The organism is Caballeronia sp. LZ035 (genome assembly GCF_031451175.1).
In the GTDB taxonomy this organism is placed as follows: Bacteria; Pseudomonadota; Gammaproteobacteria; order Burkholderiales; family Burkholderiaceae; genus Caballeronia.
The window spans coordinates 1,336,693-1,352,307 of the sequence record NZ_JARUXS010000004.1; the positions used below are offsets into that span (position 1 = coordinate 1,336,693).

At 65.9% G+C, this 15,615-nt stretch carries 13 protein-coding genes; 4 read left to right on the plus strand and 9 right to left on the minus strand.

The features are described from left to right. Positions 1-10: 10 nt before the first annotated feature. The gene (locus tag QCE88_RS36510) at positions 11-1,660 is read right to left on the minus strand and encodes a peptide ABC transporter substrate-binding protein (protein ID WP_309910460.1); all 1,650 of its coding nucleotides are present in this window, start codon (positions 1,658-1,660) and stop codon (positions 11-13) included. Between the two features lie 358 nt (positions 1,661-2,018). Between QCE88_RS36510 and QCE88_RS36515 the strand changes: the two genes are divergently transcribed. Beyond that, a complete protein-coding gene (locus QCE88_RS36515) occupies positions 2,019-2,921 on the plus strand; it encodes a LysR substrate-binding domain-containing protein (protein ID WP_309910462.1) in 903 nt (300 codons plus the stop codon). A 16-nt stretch (positions 2,922-2,937) separates the two neighbouring features. Here QCE88_RS36515 and QCE88_RS36520 read toward each other — a convergent pair whose 3' ends face one another. Genes QCE88_RS36520 through QCE88_RS36530 form a run of 3 tightly spaced genes read right to left on the minus strand, consistent with a single transcriptional unit; the run spans position 2,938 to position 6,639 of the window. Continuing rightward, positions 2,938-4,470 (minus strand): cytochrome c, encoded by a 1,533-nt coding sequence (locus QCE88_RS36520; protein WP_309910464.1) that lies wholly within the window; start codon positions 4,468-4,470, stop codon positions 2,938-2,940. A gap of 14 nt (positions 4,471-4,484) precedes the next feature. Next, positions 4,485-6,092, minus strand: coding sequence for a GMC family oxidoreductase (locus QCE88_RS36525; RefSeq protein ID WP_309910465.1), 1,608 nt, complete (start codon positions 6,090-6,092; stop codon positions 4,485-4,487). A gap of 10 nt (positions 6,093-6,102) precedes the next feature. Next, positions 6,103-6,639, minus strand: coding sequence for a sorbitol dehydrogenase family protein (locus QCE88_RS36530; protein WP_309910466.1), 537 nt, complete (start codon positions 6,637-6,639; stop codon positions 6,103-6,105). Between the two features lie 345 nt (positions 6,640-6,984). Between QCE88_RS36530 and QCE88_RS36535 the strand changes: the two genes are divergently transcribed. The 3 genes from QCE88_RS36535 (at position 6,985) to QCE88_RS36545 (ending at position 11,290) form a co-directional block, all read left to right on the plus strand. Then, entirely contained in the window at positions 6,985-7,746 is a 762-nt protein-coding gene (locus QCE88_RS36535; protein ID WP_309910467.1) for an SDR family oxidoreductase, read from the plus strand. 92 nt (positions 7,747-7,838) lie between these two features. Beyond that, the gene (ggt, locus tag QCE88_RS36540) at positions 7,839-9,569 is read left to right on the plus strand and encodes a gamma-glutamyltransferase (protein ID WP_309910468.1); all 1,731 of its coding nucleotides are present in this window, start codon (positions 7,839-7,841) and stop codon (positions 9,567-9,569) included. 314 nt (positions 9,570-9,883) lie between these two features. Beyond that, a complete protein-coding gene (locus QCE88_RS36545) occupies positions 9,884-11,290 on the plus strand; it encodes an NCS2 family permease (RefSeq protein ID WP_309910469.1) in 1,407 nt (468 codons plus the stop codon). Between the two features lie 96 nt (positions 11,291-11,386). Here QCE88_RS36545 and QCE88_RS36550 read toward each other — a convergent pair whose 3' ends face one another. The 5 genes from QCE88_RS36550 to QCE88_RS36570 form a co-directional block, all read right to left on the minus strand. Beyond that, positions 11,387-11,536: a hypothetical protein gene (locus QCE88_RS36550; RefSeq protein ID WP_181290817.1), complete on the minus strand. Its 150-nt coding sequence runs from the start codon at positions 11,534-11,536 to the stop codon at positions 11,387-11,389. Between the two features lie 108 nt (positions 11,537-11,644). Then, complete coding sequence (locus tag QCE88_RS36555) at positions 11,645-12,112, minus strand: RbsD/FucU family protein (protein ID WP_309910470.1); 468 nt, start codon at positions 12,110-12,112, stop codon at positions 11,645-11,647. A gap of 64 nt (positions 12,113-12,176) precedes the next feature. Continuing rightward, a complete protein-coding gene (locus tag QCE88_RS36560) occupies positions 12,177-13,301 on the minus strand; it encodes a M14 family metallopeptidase (protein ID WP_309910472.1) in 1,125 nt (374 codons plus the stop codon). Positions 13,302-13,381: 80 nt separating this feature from the next. Then, complete coding sequence (locus QCE88_RS36565; protein WP_309910474.1) at positions 13,382-14,203, minus strand: ABC transporter substrate-binding protein; 822 nt, start codon at positions 14,201-14,203, stop codon at positions 13,382-13,384. A gap of 133 nt (positions 14,204-14,336) precedes the next feature. Continuing rightward, a complete protein-coding gene (locus QCE88_RS36570; protein WP_309910476.1) occupies positions 14,337-15,443 on the minus strand; it encodes an ionic transporter y4hA in 1,107 nt (368 codons plus the stop codon). Between the last annotated feature and the right edge of the window lie 172 nt (positions 15,444-15,615).

Below are 15,615 nucleotides of genomic sequence, written 5' to 3' on the forward strand. Positions count from 1 at the left end.
CGTCAGGACGTCAATGCCTGACGATGTAGAGATCCTTGCTGGCGTAATGATCCATCGGATTCTTCAGCGAGTAGCCGCCCACATAGCCTTTCACGAGGCGCGGCAGGCCATATTGCAGCAGCGGCAACATCGGATAGTCGTCCATCACGAGTTTCGCCGCCTGGGTCTGCAACTGCGCGCGCTTCGCGGTATCGGCGGTGGCGGCTGCCTCGCTGATGAGCGCATCGGCTTTCGGGTTGCAGTTGAAGTTGTCGTTCTGCGACGACTTGCACTGCACGAGCGTGAGGAAAGTCGTTGCGTCGTTGTAGTCGGCCACCCAGCCATTGCGGGCAATCTGGTAGTCGCCGTCATGGCGCTTCTTGAGCAGCACCTTGAATTCCATCGACTCGATGTCCATCGCGAGGCCCAGCTTCGTCTTCCATTCCGACGCCACGAAGATCGCCATCTTCTTGTTGTAGTCGCTCGTGTTCATCGCGAAGCGCAGCTTCGTGCCGGGCTTCACGCCTGCCTGTTCGAGCAGCTTCTTCGCTTCCTCGACACGCTTCGCCATCGGCCATGCGGCCCACGCGTAGTTCGATACGTCCGCGCCGCTCACGCCCTTCGGCAGCAGGCCGAGCAGCGGCGTCTGGCCGTCCGCGGTCACGCGCCGCGCCAGCAGGTCGCGGTCGATCACCATCGACAAGGCCTGGCGCACGCGCACGTCCTTCAGCAGCGGATCGCGATTGTTGAAGCTGTAGTAGCGCGTGCCGAGAATCAGCGAATTGCGGATGTCGCCCGGAAACTGCTTGCTGTAAGTGGCGTACGTGCCGGTGGGCAACTGGTAGGTCATGTCGTTGTCGCCGGACTGGAACATCTTGACGTCGGTGTTCTCGTCCTCGATCGGCAGATAGGTGACTTGCGTCAGCTGCACGTTCGCCTTGTCCCAGTATTGCGGATTTTTCGTCAGCACGAGCTTGCTGTTCACCTGCCAGTCCTTCAGCTGGAACGCGCCGTTCGTCACGATATTGCCGGGCTTGGTCCATTCGCGGCCGTACTTTTCGATGGTCGCGCGATGCGCCGGCCCGAAGTTCGGATTCGACATCAGTTCGGGCAGAAACGGCACCGGACCGGCCGTCTTCACCTCGACGGTGGCGGCATCGACGGCGCGGATGCCGAGCGCGCTCACCGGCTTCTTGCCCGCGACGATCTCCGCGCCGTTCAGGATGAACGGACCGAACACGCTCGCATACGACGAGGCGGTCTTCGGGTCAAGAAAGCGCTGGCTGCCGTAGACGACATCGTTTGCGCTGACGGGCTCGCCATTGGACCAGCGGGCGTTCGTGCGCAAATGGAAGATCCAGGTGGTCGCGTCCTTCTGCTCCCACTTCGCGGCGACGCCCGGCACGACCGCGCCGTCGCCGTTGGTGGCGGTCAGGCTTTCGAAGAGATCGCGTGCGAGGTTCGCCGCGCCCACGGTTTCGACCAGCGCCGGGTCCAGCGTCTCGACCTCCGAGCCGTTGTTGCGCACCAGTTCCTGTCTGGCGGCGAGCGTCACGCCGGGCGGCACGATGGCTGCCGTGGCCGTGGCGCCCCACGCACTGGCGGCCAGCACGAGCGCCGCGATGGCGGCGAAGCGCGTGCGTTGAAGACGGGCATGAACGGCGATCGATTTAATGGGCATTCCTGGGGTCCTTGTCTCGTGTTGTTGTGCGTGTCTTTCTGCATCGTGCGCCGGCTGATGGATGCCCTTCGTTTATCTCTTCCGGGATAAACAATGAGGCTTCCGAATCAAGCGAGCCGGGCGGCGCCTGGTCCGATGCATTCATCTGCGGTTTAAAGACTGGCGGCGAGTATTTCGCATCAATAAGCCAGATGCCACTCACATGTGCTTATAGACACTAAATTTTTCGAATAGTCGTTCGAATTGTTGCAAAGGTGTCAATGGGCACGGTGGCACAGGGTTCCGGCCGAGGCGGTGGGGGGCGGTTTCCGATAAGATCGGCGTCGCTTTCAACCGTCGCTCTCCAGCCGTACGCCAGATGATTCGTTTCCGCCAGATCGAGGCTTTCCGCAGCCTCATCATGACCGGCACCAGTGTCGGCGCAGCCCGCAAGCTGCACGTGACCCAGCCCGCGATCAGCCGCCTGATCGCCGACCTCGAAGCCGATCTCGGCTTCAGCCTGTTTTCCCGCATCGGCGGCCGGCTCAATCCGACTACCGCCGGCCTGCGCTTCTACAAGTCCGTCGAGGAGAACTTCCTGGGACTGGAGCGCCTCAAGCAGGTTGCCGACATGATCCGCGAGGAAGCCTCGGATGGCCTGACCGTCGCCTGCATGCCGGTGCTCGCCACCACCCTGCTGCCGCCCGTGCTGCTGGGTTTCACCGGGCAGCATCCCGGCGTGCCCATCAAGGTCGATTCCGTGAAGGTGCCCGAGGTGCTCGTCAACCTGCAGAACCACAAGGCCGATGTCGCCTTGAGCCTGGCGTTTCCGGCGGTTGCGGGCATCGAGGTGGAGAGCCTGCTGAAGGCTCCCGCGGCCTGCGCGATGCCCGCCACGCACCGGCTCGCGAAAAAGAAGCTCGTGCGTCCCGCCGATCTGCGCGGCGAGAACCTGATCGGCTGGCTGCCGAATTCACGCCAGCCCTACGAGGCCGAGCAATCGCTCATTTCCGCGACCGAGGACCGGCCGCGCTACACCGTCTTCACTGATACCGCGCACACCCGCTATGCGATGGTCGCGGGCGGACTGGGCGTGTCGATCGTCGAGCCCTTCGCCGCGAAGGTGTGGCGCGCGCATGGGGTTGTCGTGAGGCCGTTCGAGACCGACATCGAATATGAGTACGTGATGTCGTATCCGAGCAGTGGCATCCGCTCGGATCTGGTGGGATCGTTCAGGAATGCCGTGAAACAGGTCGTCGCAGCGTATTCCTTCGACGACTGACCCGCGCCGGACTCACTCACTGCTGCGCGCCTCGATGCGTACGGCGCACCGCCAGCAGCACGAGCAGGCTCACGAGCAGCAACCCGGCGATCGCACCCGCCGCGCGCGCGAGTCCCGCCAGCGGCGACGGCTGCTCGCCCGCCCGCAAACGCCCGACCTGCGCGACGCTCACTCTGGCATCGACATTGCCATACAGCCCCAGCAGATGATTGCCGAGTGTGGCGATCTGCTGGTCCGTGAGCAAGGCCGCGAAGCCGGGCATCGAGGGATCGGATGCGCCCTCGGGATGCTGCGTGCCGCCCAGCATCACGAGCACGAGATTGTCCGTGTTGCTGCGTCCAAGCGTGGTGCTGTGGAACAACGAAGGCAGCCGCCCGCCGCTCGCACCTTCGCCGCTCGCCTGGTGGCAGGACGCGCAATAGCCGTCGTAGAGCTGCGCGCCGCTCAGGCGAGTGCTGTCCACGGGCCACGCCATGCCGCGCAATTCGCCCAGGCCGTCCGCCGGCTTGCCCCAGGTGCTCGCCGGCTGGACGTCGGCTTCGGTCCGGACCGGGTCGACCGTTTTCAGGTAGACCGCGATCGCGCGCAAATCCTCGCTGGTCAGATGGCGCAGGCTGTTGTCGACGGCTTCGGCCATCGGACCGGCTGCGTGCGCCTTGCCGCGGGCGTAGCCGTCGCGTAGATAGCCGATCAGTTCCGCTTCGCTCCATGCACCGATGCCGCTGTTGACGTCCGGCGTGATGTTCGGCGCATGCCAGGCGCCCGCTGAGCCGCCCGCGAGCGCGCGCGAGCTCGACTCGGCCAGTCCCGCGTTGCGCGGGCTATGACAGGCGCCGCAATGCGCCAAGCCTCGCACAAGATACGCGCCGCGATTCCAGACCGCGCTGCGCGATGTATCGGCGACGTAGGGCCGTTCGTCGAGGAACAACAGGTTCCAGACCGCCAGCGTCTGCCGCACGCTGAACGGCAATGGCAGGGACGTGCGAGGCGCCGCCTGGTCCACCGGGCGCACGCGCTCCATGAAGTACGCGTATAGCGCCCGGGTGTCCTCATCGGTCACGCGGGCGTACGAGGGATACGGCATCGCCGGGTACAGGTGCGCGCCGTCGGCGCGAATGCCCCGGCGCAGCGCCGCGGAGAACTGCTCGAAGGTGTAAGCGCCAATACCGTGCGTCCGCGACGGCGTGATGTTCGTCGACACGATTTCGCCCAGCGGCGTGGCCAGCGCCAGGCCACCCGCGAACGGCGGGCCATCGGGCGCGGTGTGGCAGGCCACGCAATCGCCGGCGATGGCCAGATACGCGCCGCGTTCGAGCAAGGCGGCGGGGGCGGGTTGTTCGGTGTTTGCAGCTGTTTCGGTGTATGCAGCTTGTTCGGCGGGCGCAGCTTGCTCGGCCGGCGCACGCACGTCGGCCTGCGCAGCGTGTTCGGCACGCGCGCCCACGTCCGCCTGCGCGGTCGCGCACAGCGCGGCCAGTGCGCAGGTCGCGACGAGTGCGCAGCGCACGAACGCGAATGCAAGCGCTCGCCATCGCAGAGCTTCACTCATCGACAGCCCTCCGTTCACGTCGTGCTCGTCGCGTGAAGATGCTCGGCCGTGCGCAACGCGAGCGCGACGGCGGTCAGCGTCGAGTTGACCGTCGCCGCCGTGGGCATGACCCCCGTGCCTGCGATGAACAGGTTCTCGTGGTCGTGCGCGCGTCCGAATGCATCGACGACCGAATCGCGCGGGTCGCGGCCCATGCTCAGGGTGCCGGTGATGTGCTGGTTGTTCGCGTACTGTCCTTCAGGCGAATAGCGCAGGTTCGTGCCGCCCATCAGCTCGGCGATCCTCGCGAAGTGGGCCTTGCCCAACGCCGCGCCCCGGTGCAGATAAGGATCCAGCCGATAATGCAGCCGCGGCTTCGGCAGTCCGAGTGCGTCCTTCTGCGCGCTCAGCGTGACCCGGTTGTCCGGGTCCGGCAACAGTTCGAGCACGCTCTTCACGCTCATCTGCCGCGCCGCCCGATGACGCAGCTGCCGCTCCAGTTCCCGCCCGTACACGCCCGCGTCGATCAGCGCTTCCGTCACGGCTCGCACTTGCGAAATGTTGCTGAAGTCGAGGCGGAACGCCGCCGCCTCGGCACGGAATGCGCCGTCGCGCAGCGTGTTGATCGACGACGGACTCTGCGGTCCACGCCCCAGCCACAGGTCTTCGTCCGCTTCGAAGGTCAGTGAACTGCTCGGGTGATCCATCAGATTGCGGCCGACCATGCCGGAACGATTCGCGAGGCCGTCCGGGTAGCGATCGCTAGCCGACATCAGCAACAGCTTCGGGCTCTCGATGCCATTGGCCGCGAGCACGAACTGCTCGCCCGTGACGCGGTGCGTGCGACGCTCCGGATCGAAGTAATGCACGGCGGCGATCCTGCCGCTGTCCCTATGCTCGATGCGATACACCACCGCGTTCGGCAGCACCCGCGCGCCCGCCTTCTCCGCAGCCTGCACGGCGATGCCGCCGGTGTACTGCGCGTCGATCGGACAGATCGGCTGGCAGTTGTTGTTGCCGCAGCAGGCTGGGCGACCGTCGTAGTGACGGCTGTTGCGCGCCGTCGTGTTGGTGACGACCGGATAGCCCGCCGCAGCCAGCCGTTTGCGCACGCGGCGCATCGCCCAGGGTTCGGCGACGGGTTCCATCGGAAACGGCGCGACGCGCGGCGAGCCGGTGTTCGGCGCGCCCGACACGCCCATCTTCACCTCCGCCTCGTAGTAATACGGCTCGAGGTCCTCGTACGCGATGGGCCAGTCCTTGCCCACGCCATACAGCGTTTTGAGGCGCAGGTCGTTGGGCAGCAGCCGCCACGCGTGCGCGGCCCAGTGCCAGGTCGTGCCGCCCACCACGCGCAGGTATTCGGCCGGATACGGATACGGGCCCGCCTGCACGAGATAGCCGTTGTCGCCCGGGTGATAGGTCGGATGCGGCGCCCAGGCGGTGCCCGGGTGATAAGGCGCGACCCAGTCGCCCTTGCGCGGCGAGTTGCGGAAATTCGCCGTGATCCGGCCGCGATCGATGCGCGGGCCCGCTTCGAGGATCAGCACCGAGCGCCCCTGCTTCGCCAGCCGCTCGGCGACGAGCGCGCCACAGATGCCCGAGCCGATCACGATCACGTCGGCGGAGTCATGCCATGCCATGCGGTTCTCCTCAGACGGGTCGGTCGGCCCAGCTGCCATAGGCGCCATAGGCATAGCTCGGCGGCTTGAGCTTGTCGGCGGTGATCACGTTCAGCAGGCTGGTTTCGAAGGCGATGCATTGCGCCCCCTCGCCCTCGCCGACGATGCCCGTGTACCAGGCCGTCACGATCCTGCGCGGCACGGCTGCGAGTTGCGGTTCCTCTTCGTCCAGGCGCTGTTGCAGGCGCGACGGATCGGCATGACGGATCTGAATGAAAGCCAGCAACCGCCGCAGTTGTTCCGGAAAGCGGCTTTCGTTGCCGAGCAAGGCCTGATAGAGGCGGTCGGCGAGCGCGAGATCGAGCGACGCCTGCCCGGTGAGAAACTTCGACAGCGCCACGAAACTCTCCGGCGCGGGAAGCGCCGTGGCGGGTTCGGCGGGCATGGCGCGGCGCGTCGTGCCGGGCACCCAGGTCGTCACGCAGGACGCCAGCATGCCGGCCAGGAGCGTGCGCCGGGTACGCGCCCGCATCGGCTCGCGCCGCGCGGAAACACTTCGTTGATTCATGTTGATTCGATTGTTTGTTCCGACCGACGGGTTCGCTGCAGCCTGCGAAGGACATGCGCGACTGCTTACCCGACCCGTTGCTCTGTCGCGGTCGGTACAGTGCGTCATGCGGCGGCGCGGCGATAGGGTCCGCGCCCGAATTCAATGAAATTGACAATTGCGGGCGGCATCCGCTTGTGACGCCGGCGTGCTGGAGCACTTCGTGCTGCCTCGCGACGGCGCGTCCGGCGCGTCCTCACGCGACGGCTCATACTCTCGGTCACGGCATTCAGACAGCGCTTTTCCCAGCACCACCCGACGCACGTTCGGGCGAACCTGCGCGGCCCTCATCCACACGGAGCATCCATGCACGACCTGAAAGGCAAGTCGATCCTCATCACGGGCGCGAGCACCGGCATCGGCGCGGCGGCGGCACGGGCGTTCGCGCAATACGGCGCGAATGTCGCGGTGCACTACAACAGCTCGAAGGAAAAGGCCGAGGCGGTCGCGCAGGACGTGCGCGCGCTCGGCGTCAGCGCGATCACCGTGGGCGCCGACGTGCGCGACTCGAAAGCCATCGACGCGGCCGTCGCGCAAGTGGTGGACAGCTTCGGCAAGATCGACGTGCTCATCAACAACGCCGGCAGTCTCGTGAAGCGCGAGCCGATCGCGTCCGTCAGCGATGAACTCTTCGACGAAATCATGCACATCAACGCGCGTTCGGTCGTCGCGTTCACGCGCGCCGCGCTGCCTTCGCTGCGCGCGGGCGGCGGCGGCTCGATCATCAACGTGACCTCGGTGGCCGCGCGCAACGGCGGCGGTCCGGGCGCGCTGCTCTACGCGGCGTCGAAAGGCTTTGTCAGCACCATCACGCGAGGCATGGCGAAGGAACTCATGCCAGACCGCGTCCGCGTGAACGCCGTCGCGCCCGGCGTGATCCAGACGCCGTTCCAGGAACGCTTCACGACGCCCGAGCAGCTCGAGTCCTTCCGCAAGTCCATTCCGATGGGCTTCATCGGCGAGCCGGACGATTGCAGCGGCGCGTTCCTCTATCTCGCGTCGGAGACGATGTCGCGCTATGTCACCGGGCAGATCATCGACGTGAACGGCGGCCAGCTGATGCCCTGAGCCCGGCGGGGCCGCGTGATTTCGGCGGCCCGGCGCGCATGGTATATAACGGACTGATCTTTCGTCGCACGTAAAAAAGGAGAATGCTGGAGATGCGCTTGAAACAACCACCGCGTTTGCGGACCTTCGCACTGAGCGCCTTCGTGGCGTCCGCGCTGCTGTCGGCGGGTTTCGTCGAGACGACGCCCGCTCACGCCAAAGCCGCGGATCAGCCGCAGGTCCTGACTTCGTCGGCTGTCGCGGTCGCCGACAAATACGCCGCCGACACCGCCGAGCAGATCTTCAAGCAGGGCGGCAATGCCGTGGATGCAGCGGTGGCCATCGCGTTCTCGCTCGCGGTCACGTATCCGGAAGCGGGCAACATCGGCGGCGGCGGCTTCATGACGCTGTATGTCGATCATCGTCCCTACTTCCTCGACTATCGCGAACGCGCGCCGCTCACCGCCACCCGCAACATGTATCTCGACGACAAGGGCGAAGTCATCAAGGGCATGAGCCTGTACGGGCATCGCGCGGTGGGCGTGCCGGGCACCGTCGAAGGCATGTGGGAAGCGCAGAAGCGCTTCGGCAAGCTCAAGTGGAAGCAGGTTCTCGCGCCGGCCATCCATTACGCGCAGGACGGCTTCGTCGTCGACGACCAATTGATCGCGCGGCGCGATGCCGCCGCGAAGGAGTTCGGCGGCAAAACCAACTTCGACCTCTACTTCGGCGGCATGAAGGCCGGCGAGACGTTCAAGCAGCCGGACCTTGCAAAGACCCTGCAACGGATCTCCGACAAGGGCGCCAAGGGCTTCTATGAAGGCGAGACGGCGCAGTTGATCGCCAAGTCGATGGAAGGCCACGGCCTCATCACCACGCGCGACCTGAAGGACTACAAGGCCGTGTGGCGCCAGCCGATCACGGCGAGCTGGAACGGCTATCGCGTGATCACCGCGCCGCCGCCGAGTTCGGGCGGCGTCGGCCTGGTGCAGTTGCTCAAGATGAAGGCCGACCTCAAGGACAAGTTCAACGATGTCCCGCTCGACTCGGCGCAGTACATCCATCTGGTGGCCGAGATCGAAAAACGCGTGTTCGCCGACCGCGCGCAGTATCTCGGCGATCCGGACTTCTACAAGGTGCCGGTCGCGCAGCTCACCAACGACGACTACATCCTGAAACGCGCGCAAGAGGTGAATCCGGATCAGCCTTCGGACACCAAGAGCGTGCAGCCGGGACTCGGCACGTCGATGCCGGAGAAGGCCGAAACCACGCATTACTCGGTGGTCGACAAATGGGGTAACGCGGTATCGAACACGTACACCATCAACGGCTACTTCGGCTCGGGCGTGGTCGCGGACGGCACGGGCGTCGTGCTGAACGACGAGATGGACGACTTCGCTTCGAAGCCGGGCGTGCCGAACATGTTCGGCGTCGTTGGCAGCGATGCGAACTCCATCGCGCCGAAGAAGCGCCCGCTCTCGTCGATGACGCCGACCATCCTCACGAAGGACGACAAGGTCGCGATGGTGATCGGCACGCCGGGCGGCTCGCGCATTTTCACGTCGATCTTCCAGGTGCTCTCGAACGTGTACGACTTCAACCTGCCGCTGCCCGAAGCCGTGGGCGCGACGCGCTTCCATCACCAGTTGCTGCCGCCGAACACGATCTTCCAGGAGCCGTTCCATCAGCTCGATCCCGAGGTCATCAAGCAGCTCGAAGCGAAGGGCTACACGTTCCAGATGCAGGGCTTCAATGGCGACATCCAGGCGATTCGCGTCGACGGCGACACGCCCGAGCCGATGTCCGATCCGCGCGGACGCGGCGTCTCTCGCGTGATCAAGTAACGCGACGTCACACGCCGCGGGCGGTCTTGCCGGACTAGGCGTTTGCCCTAGTCCGGCGTTTTCGCAGGACAGCCGGCGCCCCGTCGCATGGGGCGTTCGCGGCATATACGCCGCGTGGCATGACCGGCATGTTTTTCGTGGGATTGGACCCCGCCTTCTGTTCCCCTAGTCTCTGTCCTGACCGAGTGCAGCCTCAGGTGCAAGGCCTCGGCATCATTCAAGACACCCTACGAGACGACCCTGATGACGGCTCCGCAGTACGCCTCGTGCGTGCACGGTCCTGCCGTTTCAGCGTGCTGATAAAGGAGCAGCTCATGATGGAATCCTCTGCCCAGCAGCTTGGCGACATCGACATCACCCCCACGGAGCGACAGGAGAGCGGGCCATCCGGAAGCGGCGGCTTCCTCGATCGCTATTTCGGCATATCCACCACCGGCAGCACGGAGAAACGCGAGATCGTCGCGGGCGTTACGACCTTCCTCGCGATGGTCTACTCCGTGTTCGTCGTGCCGGGCATGCTCGGCAAGGCCGGCTTCGACACCAGCGCGGTGTTCGTCGCCGTCTGTCTGACGACTGCGTTCGGCTCGCTGTTGATGGGCGTGTGGGCGCGCCTGCCGATCGCGATCGGCTGTGCGATCTCGCTCACCGCGTTCACCGCCTTCGGGCTCGTGCTCGGCAAGGGCCTGACACCCGCCATCGCGCTCGGCGCCGTGTTCCTGATGGGCGTCGTCTTCACGGCGATCTCCGTCACCGGCGTGCGCTCGTGGATCCTGCGCAACCTGCCGACGGGCGTCGCGCACGGCACGGGCATCGGCATCGGCCTGTTCCTGCTGCTGATCGCGTCCAATGATGTGGGCCTGATCATCAAGAATCCCGCGCCCGGCATGCCCGTCTCGCTCGGACACATCACCGCGTTTCCGGTGCTGATGTCGGTGCTGGGGCTCGCGGCAATCTTCGGGCTCGAACGCCGGCGCGTGCCGGGCGGCATCCTGCTCGTGGTGATCGGGCTGTCGGCGATCGGCCTGATCTTCGACCCCTCCGTGCGCTTCCATGGCGTGTTCGCGTTGCCGGCGTTGTCCGCACCCGGCCATGCCTCGCTGATCGGCGCGATGGACATCAAGGGCGCCCTCTCGATGGCCGTGCTGCCGAGCGTGCTGGCCTTGGTGATGACCGCCGTCTTCGACGCCACCGGCACGATTCGCGCCGTGGCCGGCCAGGCGGGTCAGATCGACCAGAACGGGCGGATTGTCAACGGCGGCCGGGCGCTTACCGCAGATTCGCTCAGCTCCATCTTCTCGGCCTGCTTCGGCGGCGCGCCGGCGGCAGCGTATATCGAGTCGTCGGTGGGCGTGGCAGCGGGCGCGAAGACCGGTCTCGCGGCCAGCGTGGTGGGCGTGCTGTTCCTGGTGGTGATGTTCCTGTCGCCGCTTGCTTCCCTGGTGCCCTCTTACGCCACGGCGCCCGCGCTCATGTATGTCGGCCTGCTGATGCTCGGCAACGTCAGCAAGCTGCACTTCGAAGATACCGTCGACACCATGTCCGGCCTCGTCTGCGCGGTGTATATCGTGCTGTCGGCGAACATCGTGACGGGCATCATGCTCGGCTTCTCGACGCTCGTGATCGGCCGGCTGGTGGCAGGTGAATGGCGCAAGCTGAATATCGGCACGGTGGTCATTGCCGTGGTGCTCGCCGTGTTTTATCTGGGCGGCTGGGCCATCTGACCTTCTTGCAAGCGCCGCATACGACAACGCCCCGCAGGCTTTCGCCTGCGGGGCGTCTCAACTTGTGCGACCTGACCGGGATGCCGCGGCCGAAGCTTACTTCCGGCGATACGATTCCACGAGGATTTCGCAGTTTTGCAGATGCAGTTGCAGCGCCCGGTTCCACTCACGACGCACCGCAGCCTTCGCCGCGCGCAGCCAGGAACCGAACGAAACGAGCAAGGATTGTTGTGCGGTGGTCTTCATGAGCGTCTCTCAGGGTAAGTAGCTAGGGGATAACCCTGAATATACGCTTTTCACGCTGCATTGCAACAAGTTCTTAAAAAAGAATCAGGGTAATCCCTAGGCAGTCGGTCAATCCTGCCGGGGCGCGTCGGGCGCGAGTTGCACGCCCTTCTTGAAAATGAAGCAGCCGTAGCCACGCGCTTCGCCCGTCGCGATCACGCAGTACGCCTGGCCGGCGCGCTCATAAAAGGCGAAGCGCTCAAGCGGCGCCAGCGGTACCGGCCGTCCCTCGGCGGCGTCGATCTCCTTCTGCACCTCGCGTTGCACGGCAGGCAGCGCGCTCGCGTCGCCCACCACTTCCATGCGTTCGGCGGGGTGATCGACGAAAGTGTCGAGCGGCAGCACCGACAGCACCGCCCGCACCGCGCGCGGCGCATCGACGCCGTCCAGCCGCAGCAGGCGGCCCAGCACCGTCTGGCGCGCCACGGAATCGGCGGGGAAATTGGCGTCGCAGATCACGACTTCGTCGCCGTGACCCATCGCGCAGAGCGCATGCAGGATGTCGGCATTGAGCAGCGGATCGAGGTTCTTCAGCATGTCTCGGGTTTCTCCATGACGGTTTGAGCAGACGGATCCATGGTAACCGGCGCCGGCGCCGCGTTCAGGGTACGAGCAAGTCGCCGGTGCGTGCCGCGTGCTCCCCCGCGATGCGCGCCACCAGCATTCCGGCCGTCGCGAAGCGCGTCCAATGGCGTGCGTAGAGCACGCCATTCACGCCGGCAACGAGCGGCACGAGCCGGTCTTCGAGCGGATCCAGCACCTCCGCGACGATCTCGCCCGCGCGCACCGTCTCGCCGACCTCCCGCCGATGCAGGATCACCCCCGGCAGCGGCGCGCGAAGATGCTCGCAGCCGGCGAGTGGCGTCGCGCAATGGCGCAGCGGCGGCGGCTCGGGCGCGTCGCCTTCGATCATGCCGAGGTGCGTCAGCGTGTCGACGATTGCCTGCGCGTCGCGGGCCGCCAGTTCGTGCGACACGTCGCGCACGCCGCGCAGTTCGAGCGTGACTGGCAGCACGCCCTGCGGCAGCGGATAACGCTCGCCGAACGCCCCGCGCAGATAACGCCACGCCGACGCGCAGGCTTCGTCGAACGGCTCGCCGCCCGACACGTTCGCCAGCAGTTGCGCTTCGCTGCCGAGATAGCGCGCCAGCGGTTCGACGGCGGGCCACGCTTCGGGCGTCGTGTAGAGATGCGGGACAGCTTCCCAGTCGCAATGAAGGTCGATCACCAGGTCGGCGTCGCAGGCGAGCCGCATCAGTTCGAGCCGTTGCGCGTCCAGTTCGGTCACGGGCTGGCGGGCGGCCAGCGCGTCGCGCAACGCCGCGCGGATCAGCCGTCCGTTGTGGCGTTCATCGCCGTTCAGACGGGTTTTCAGGCGCAACGCCAACTCCGGGCCGAGCTCGGGAAAGCGCCGGTTGAAATCCTGGCCGGAACGCAGGTCGAAGCGCCCCATCTGCGCGCCGAACCAATGCTGGTTCAGCCCAGCCGGATTGGCGACCGGCACCAGGACGATCCGTGCCGTCAGCCGTCCAGCGGCTTCCAGCGCGGCGAAGCGCTGCTTCAGGTACCACGCGACCACCATGCCCGGCAGTTCGTCCGCGTGCAGCGACGCCTGGATATAGACCTTGCGGCGCGCGTCGCCGTCTTGCGGACCGAAGCCGTAGCTCGTGAGCACACGCCCGGTGCCGAGCGGCGCACCCGCAAGCGGATGGTGATGAACCTGCATCTGCACAGACCTCGTGTCGAAAAGAAAAGGCACCGCGAGCGATGCCTTTCCAAAACCCTGCAAACCCGCGCGCGAGGCGCTTACTGGATCGAGATATCGGTCTCGAAGTACTTGGCCATGATGCGCTTGAAGGTGCCGTTCTTCCTGAGTTCCGCGAAGGCGTTATCGAGGCCGTTCTTCAGGTCGGTGTCGCCCTTGCGCAGGCCGATGGCCGTTCCCGGACCGATGATCGCGCGGTCTTCCACGATCGGACCGACCAGCGCGAACGGCTTGCCCTGCGGCTTCTTCAGGAAGCCGATGGCGGCCTGCGCGGCGTCGGTGAACATCGCGTCGATGCGGCCCGCGACCAGATCCGCTTCGACCTGTTCCTCATCGGCGTAAGGCACGACGGTCACGCCCTGCGGCTCCCACTTCGCCTTCGCATAGCGTTCCTGCACCGTGCCCTGCTCCACGCCAACGCGCTTCCCCTTCAGCGACTGCGGCGTCGGCAGGATGCCCGAGCCGGCGCGCGCGACGAGCTGCGCATGCGTGTCGTACAGCGGCACCGTGAAGTCGATCTGCTTGAGGCGCTCGTCGGTGATGCCCATGTCGGAGAGGACGGCGTCGAACTTGCGGGCTTTCAGGCCGGGGATCATGCCGTCGAAATTATTCTCCACCCACACGCACTTGACCTTCATCTGCGCGCACAGCGCATTGCCCAGGTCGATGTCGAAACCGGCGAGCTTGCCGTCGGCCTGTTTGGATTCGAACGGCGGATAGGACGGGTCGACGGCAAAGCGGATCTGCGTGATTTCCTTCGCCTGCGCGGCGGACGACACGGCGCCGAGGGCGGCGGATACGGCAAGGACGGAACCAACGGCGAGCGAGGCGGACTTCTTCAAAGCGGACTTCTTCGGTGACATGCGTTTCCTTCGGGACTTTCGGTGTGACCCAACGTATTCAGACGGTGAAACCAGAGCGTCGGGAACGGGCGTGCGCCCGCGAAAAACCGAGCATGGTAACAAAACGGCACGATCGTCCCGGTTTCGTCCTTGCTCAAGGCACCACGGAAAGGAACAGGAAAGCCGCAAAAATCACGAGATGCACGACGCCTTGCAGAACCGTCGAGCGGCCGGTGCCAAGCGTGATCACCGACACGATCAGCGTGAGCGCCAGCATGACGATTTCCTTCGAGGCGAGCCCGAGCGAGATCGGCTGGCCGATGACGATCGACACGACCGCGACCGTCGGAATGGTCAGCCCGATGCTCGCGAGCGCCGAGCCGAGCGCGAGATTCAGACTTGTCTGCAGGCGGTTGAGCCGTGCCGCGCGCAGGGCCGCGAGCCCCTCCGGCAACAGCACGAGCGCCGCGATGACGATGCCGACCACCGCTTCGGGCGCGCCGGCGGCTGCGACGCCCGCCTCGACCGCCGGCGACAGCAGCTTCGCGAGGCCGACCACCGAAACGAGCGACAGCATCAGGAACGCCAGCGCGACCCACGCCTCGCGGTTGCTGGGCGGCGGCGCGTGGGGGGCGCTTTCTTCGTCGGGGACAGCGACGGGCGCGGGCGTGACGACTTCGGGCGTGGGCAGCAGGAAGTAGTCGCGATGCCGGATCGTCTGAACGAACACGAAGGTCACGTAGAGCACGAGCGAGATCACGCCGACGAACACCAGTTGCGACGTGGACAGCGCCGGGCCTTGCACCGTGCTCGTGAAGTTGGGCAGCACGAGTGTGAGGACCGAGAGCGCGCACAGGATCGCGAGCGCAGCGCTTGCGCCTTGCAGCTGGAAATTCTGCACGTGATGCCGCAGGCCGCCCACCAGCAAACACAGCCCGACGATCGCGCCGCTGCAGATCATGATCGCGGCGAAGACCGTGTCGCGCGGCAGCCCGGCCTTGTCGGGACCACCGGAGAGCATGACGGAGACGATCAGCGCGACCTCGATCACCGTGACGGCAATGGCCAGCACCAGCGTGCCGAACGGCTCGCCGACCCGATGCGCAACCACTTCCGCGTGATGCACCGCCGCGAACACCGCGAAGGCGAGCGCGATGGCGGCAAGCACCATCAGGACGCCGCTCGGCATGAGCGCCGTCGCGGCGAGCACGACGAGCGCGAGGATCGGGGTAATGACGGTCCAGTCCAGCTTGATTTTCATCGGCGCTCCGGGCGGATCGGTTGAGGGGGTGGTCGAGGTTCGATCTCGAGCTGAACGGGTTCCTGCATGGGTCGGACTCGTAAACGCGTCCGGCGTGCCGTGACATGGAGCCGCAGACCCTCGGCATGATAGCGAATGTGCCGGCTGGAGCGCGTGTCCGGCTGAGCCTTGT

Excerpts from the sequence above, each read along its gene's own strand:
- QCE88_RS36530 (WP_309910466.1), bottom strand. The coding sequence starts at position 6,639 with ATGAATCAACGAAGTGTTTCCGCGCGGCGCGAGCCGATGCGGGCGCGT.
- QCE88_RS36560 (WP_309910472.1), bottom strand. The coding sequence starts at position 13,301 with ATGCAGGTTCATCACCATCCGCTTGCGGGTGCGCCGCTCGGCACCGGG.
- QCE88_RS36535 (WP_309910467.1), top strand. The coding sequence starts at position 6,985 with ATGCACGACCTGAAAGGCAAGTCGATCCTCATCACGGGCGCGAGCACC.
- QCE88_RS36520 (WP_309910464.1), bottom strand. The coding sequence starts at position 4,470 with ATGAGTGAAGCTCTGCGATGGCGAGCGCTTGCATTCGCGTTCGTGCGC.
- QCE88_RS36515 (WP_309910462.1), top strand. The coding sequence starts at position 2,019 with ATGATTCGTTTCCGCCAGATCGAGGCTTTCCGCAGCCTCATCATGACC.
- QCE88_RS36555 (WP_309910470.1), bottom strand. The coding sequence starts at position 12,112 with ATGCTGAAGAACCTCGATCCGCTGCTCAATGCCGACATCCTGCATGCG.
- QCE88_RS36545 (WP_309910469.1), top strand. The coding sequence starts at position 9,884 with ATGATGGAATCCTCTGCCCAGCAGCTTGGCGACATCGACATCACCCCC.
- QCE88_RS36550 (WP_181290817.1), bottom strand. The coding sequence starts at position 11,536 with ATGAAGACCACCGCACAACAATCCTTGCTCGTTTCGTTCGGTTCCTGG.
- ggt (WP_309910468.1), top strand. The coding sequence starts at position 7,839 with ATGCGCTTGAAACAACCACCGCGTTTGCGGACCTTCGCACTGAGCGCC.
- QCE88_RS36510 (WP_309910460.1), bottom strand. The coding sequence starts at position 1,660 with ATGCCCATTAAATCGATCGCCGTTCATGCCCGTCTTCAACGCACGCGC.
- QCE88_RS36565 (WP_309910474.1), bottom strand. The coding sequence starts at position 14,203 with ATGTCACCGAAGAAGTCCGCTTTGAAGAAGTCCGCCTCGCTCGCCGTT.
- QCE88_RS36570 (WP_309910476.1), bottom strand. The coding sequence starts at position 15,443 with ATGAAAATCAAGCTGGACTGGACCGTCATTACCCCGATCCTCGCGCTC.
- QCE88_RS36525 (WP_309910465.1), bottom strand. The coding sequence starts at position 6,092 with ATGGCATGGCATGACTCCGCCGACGTGATCGTGATCGGCTCGGGCATC.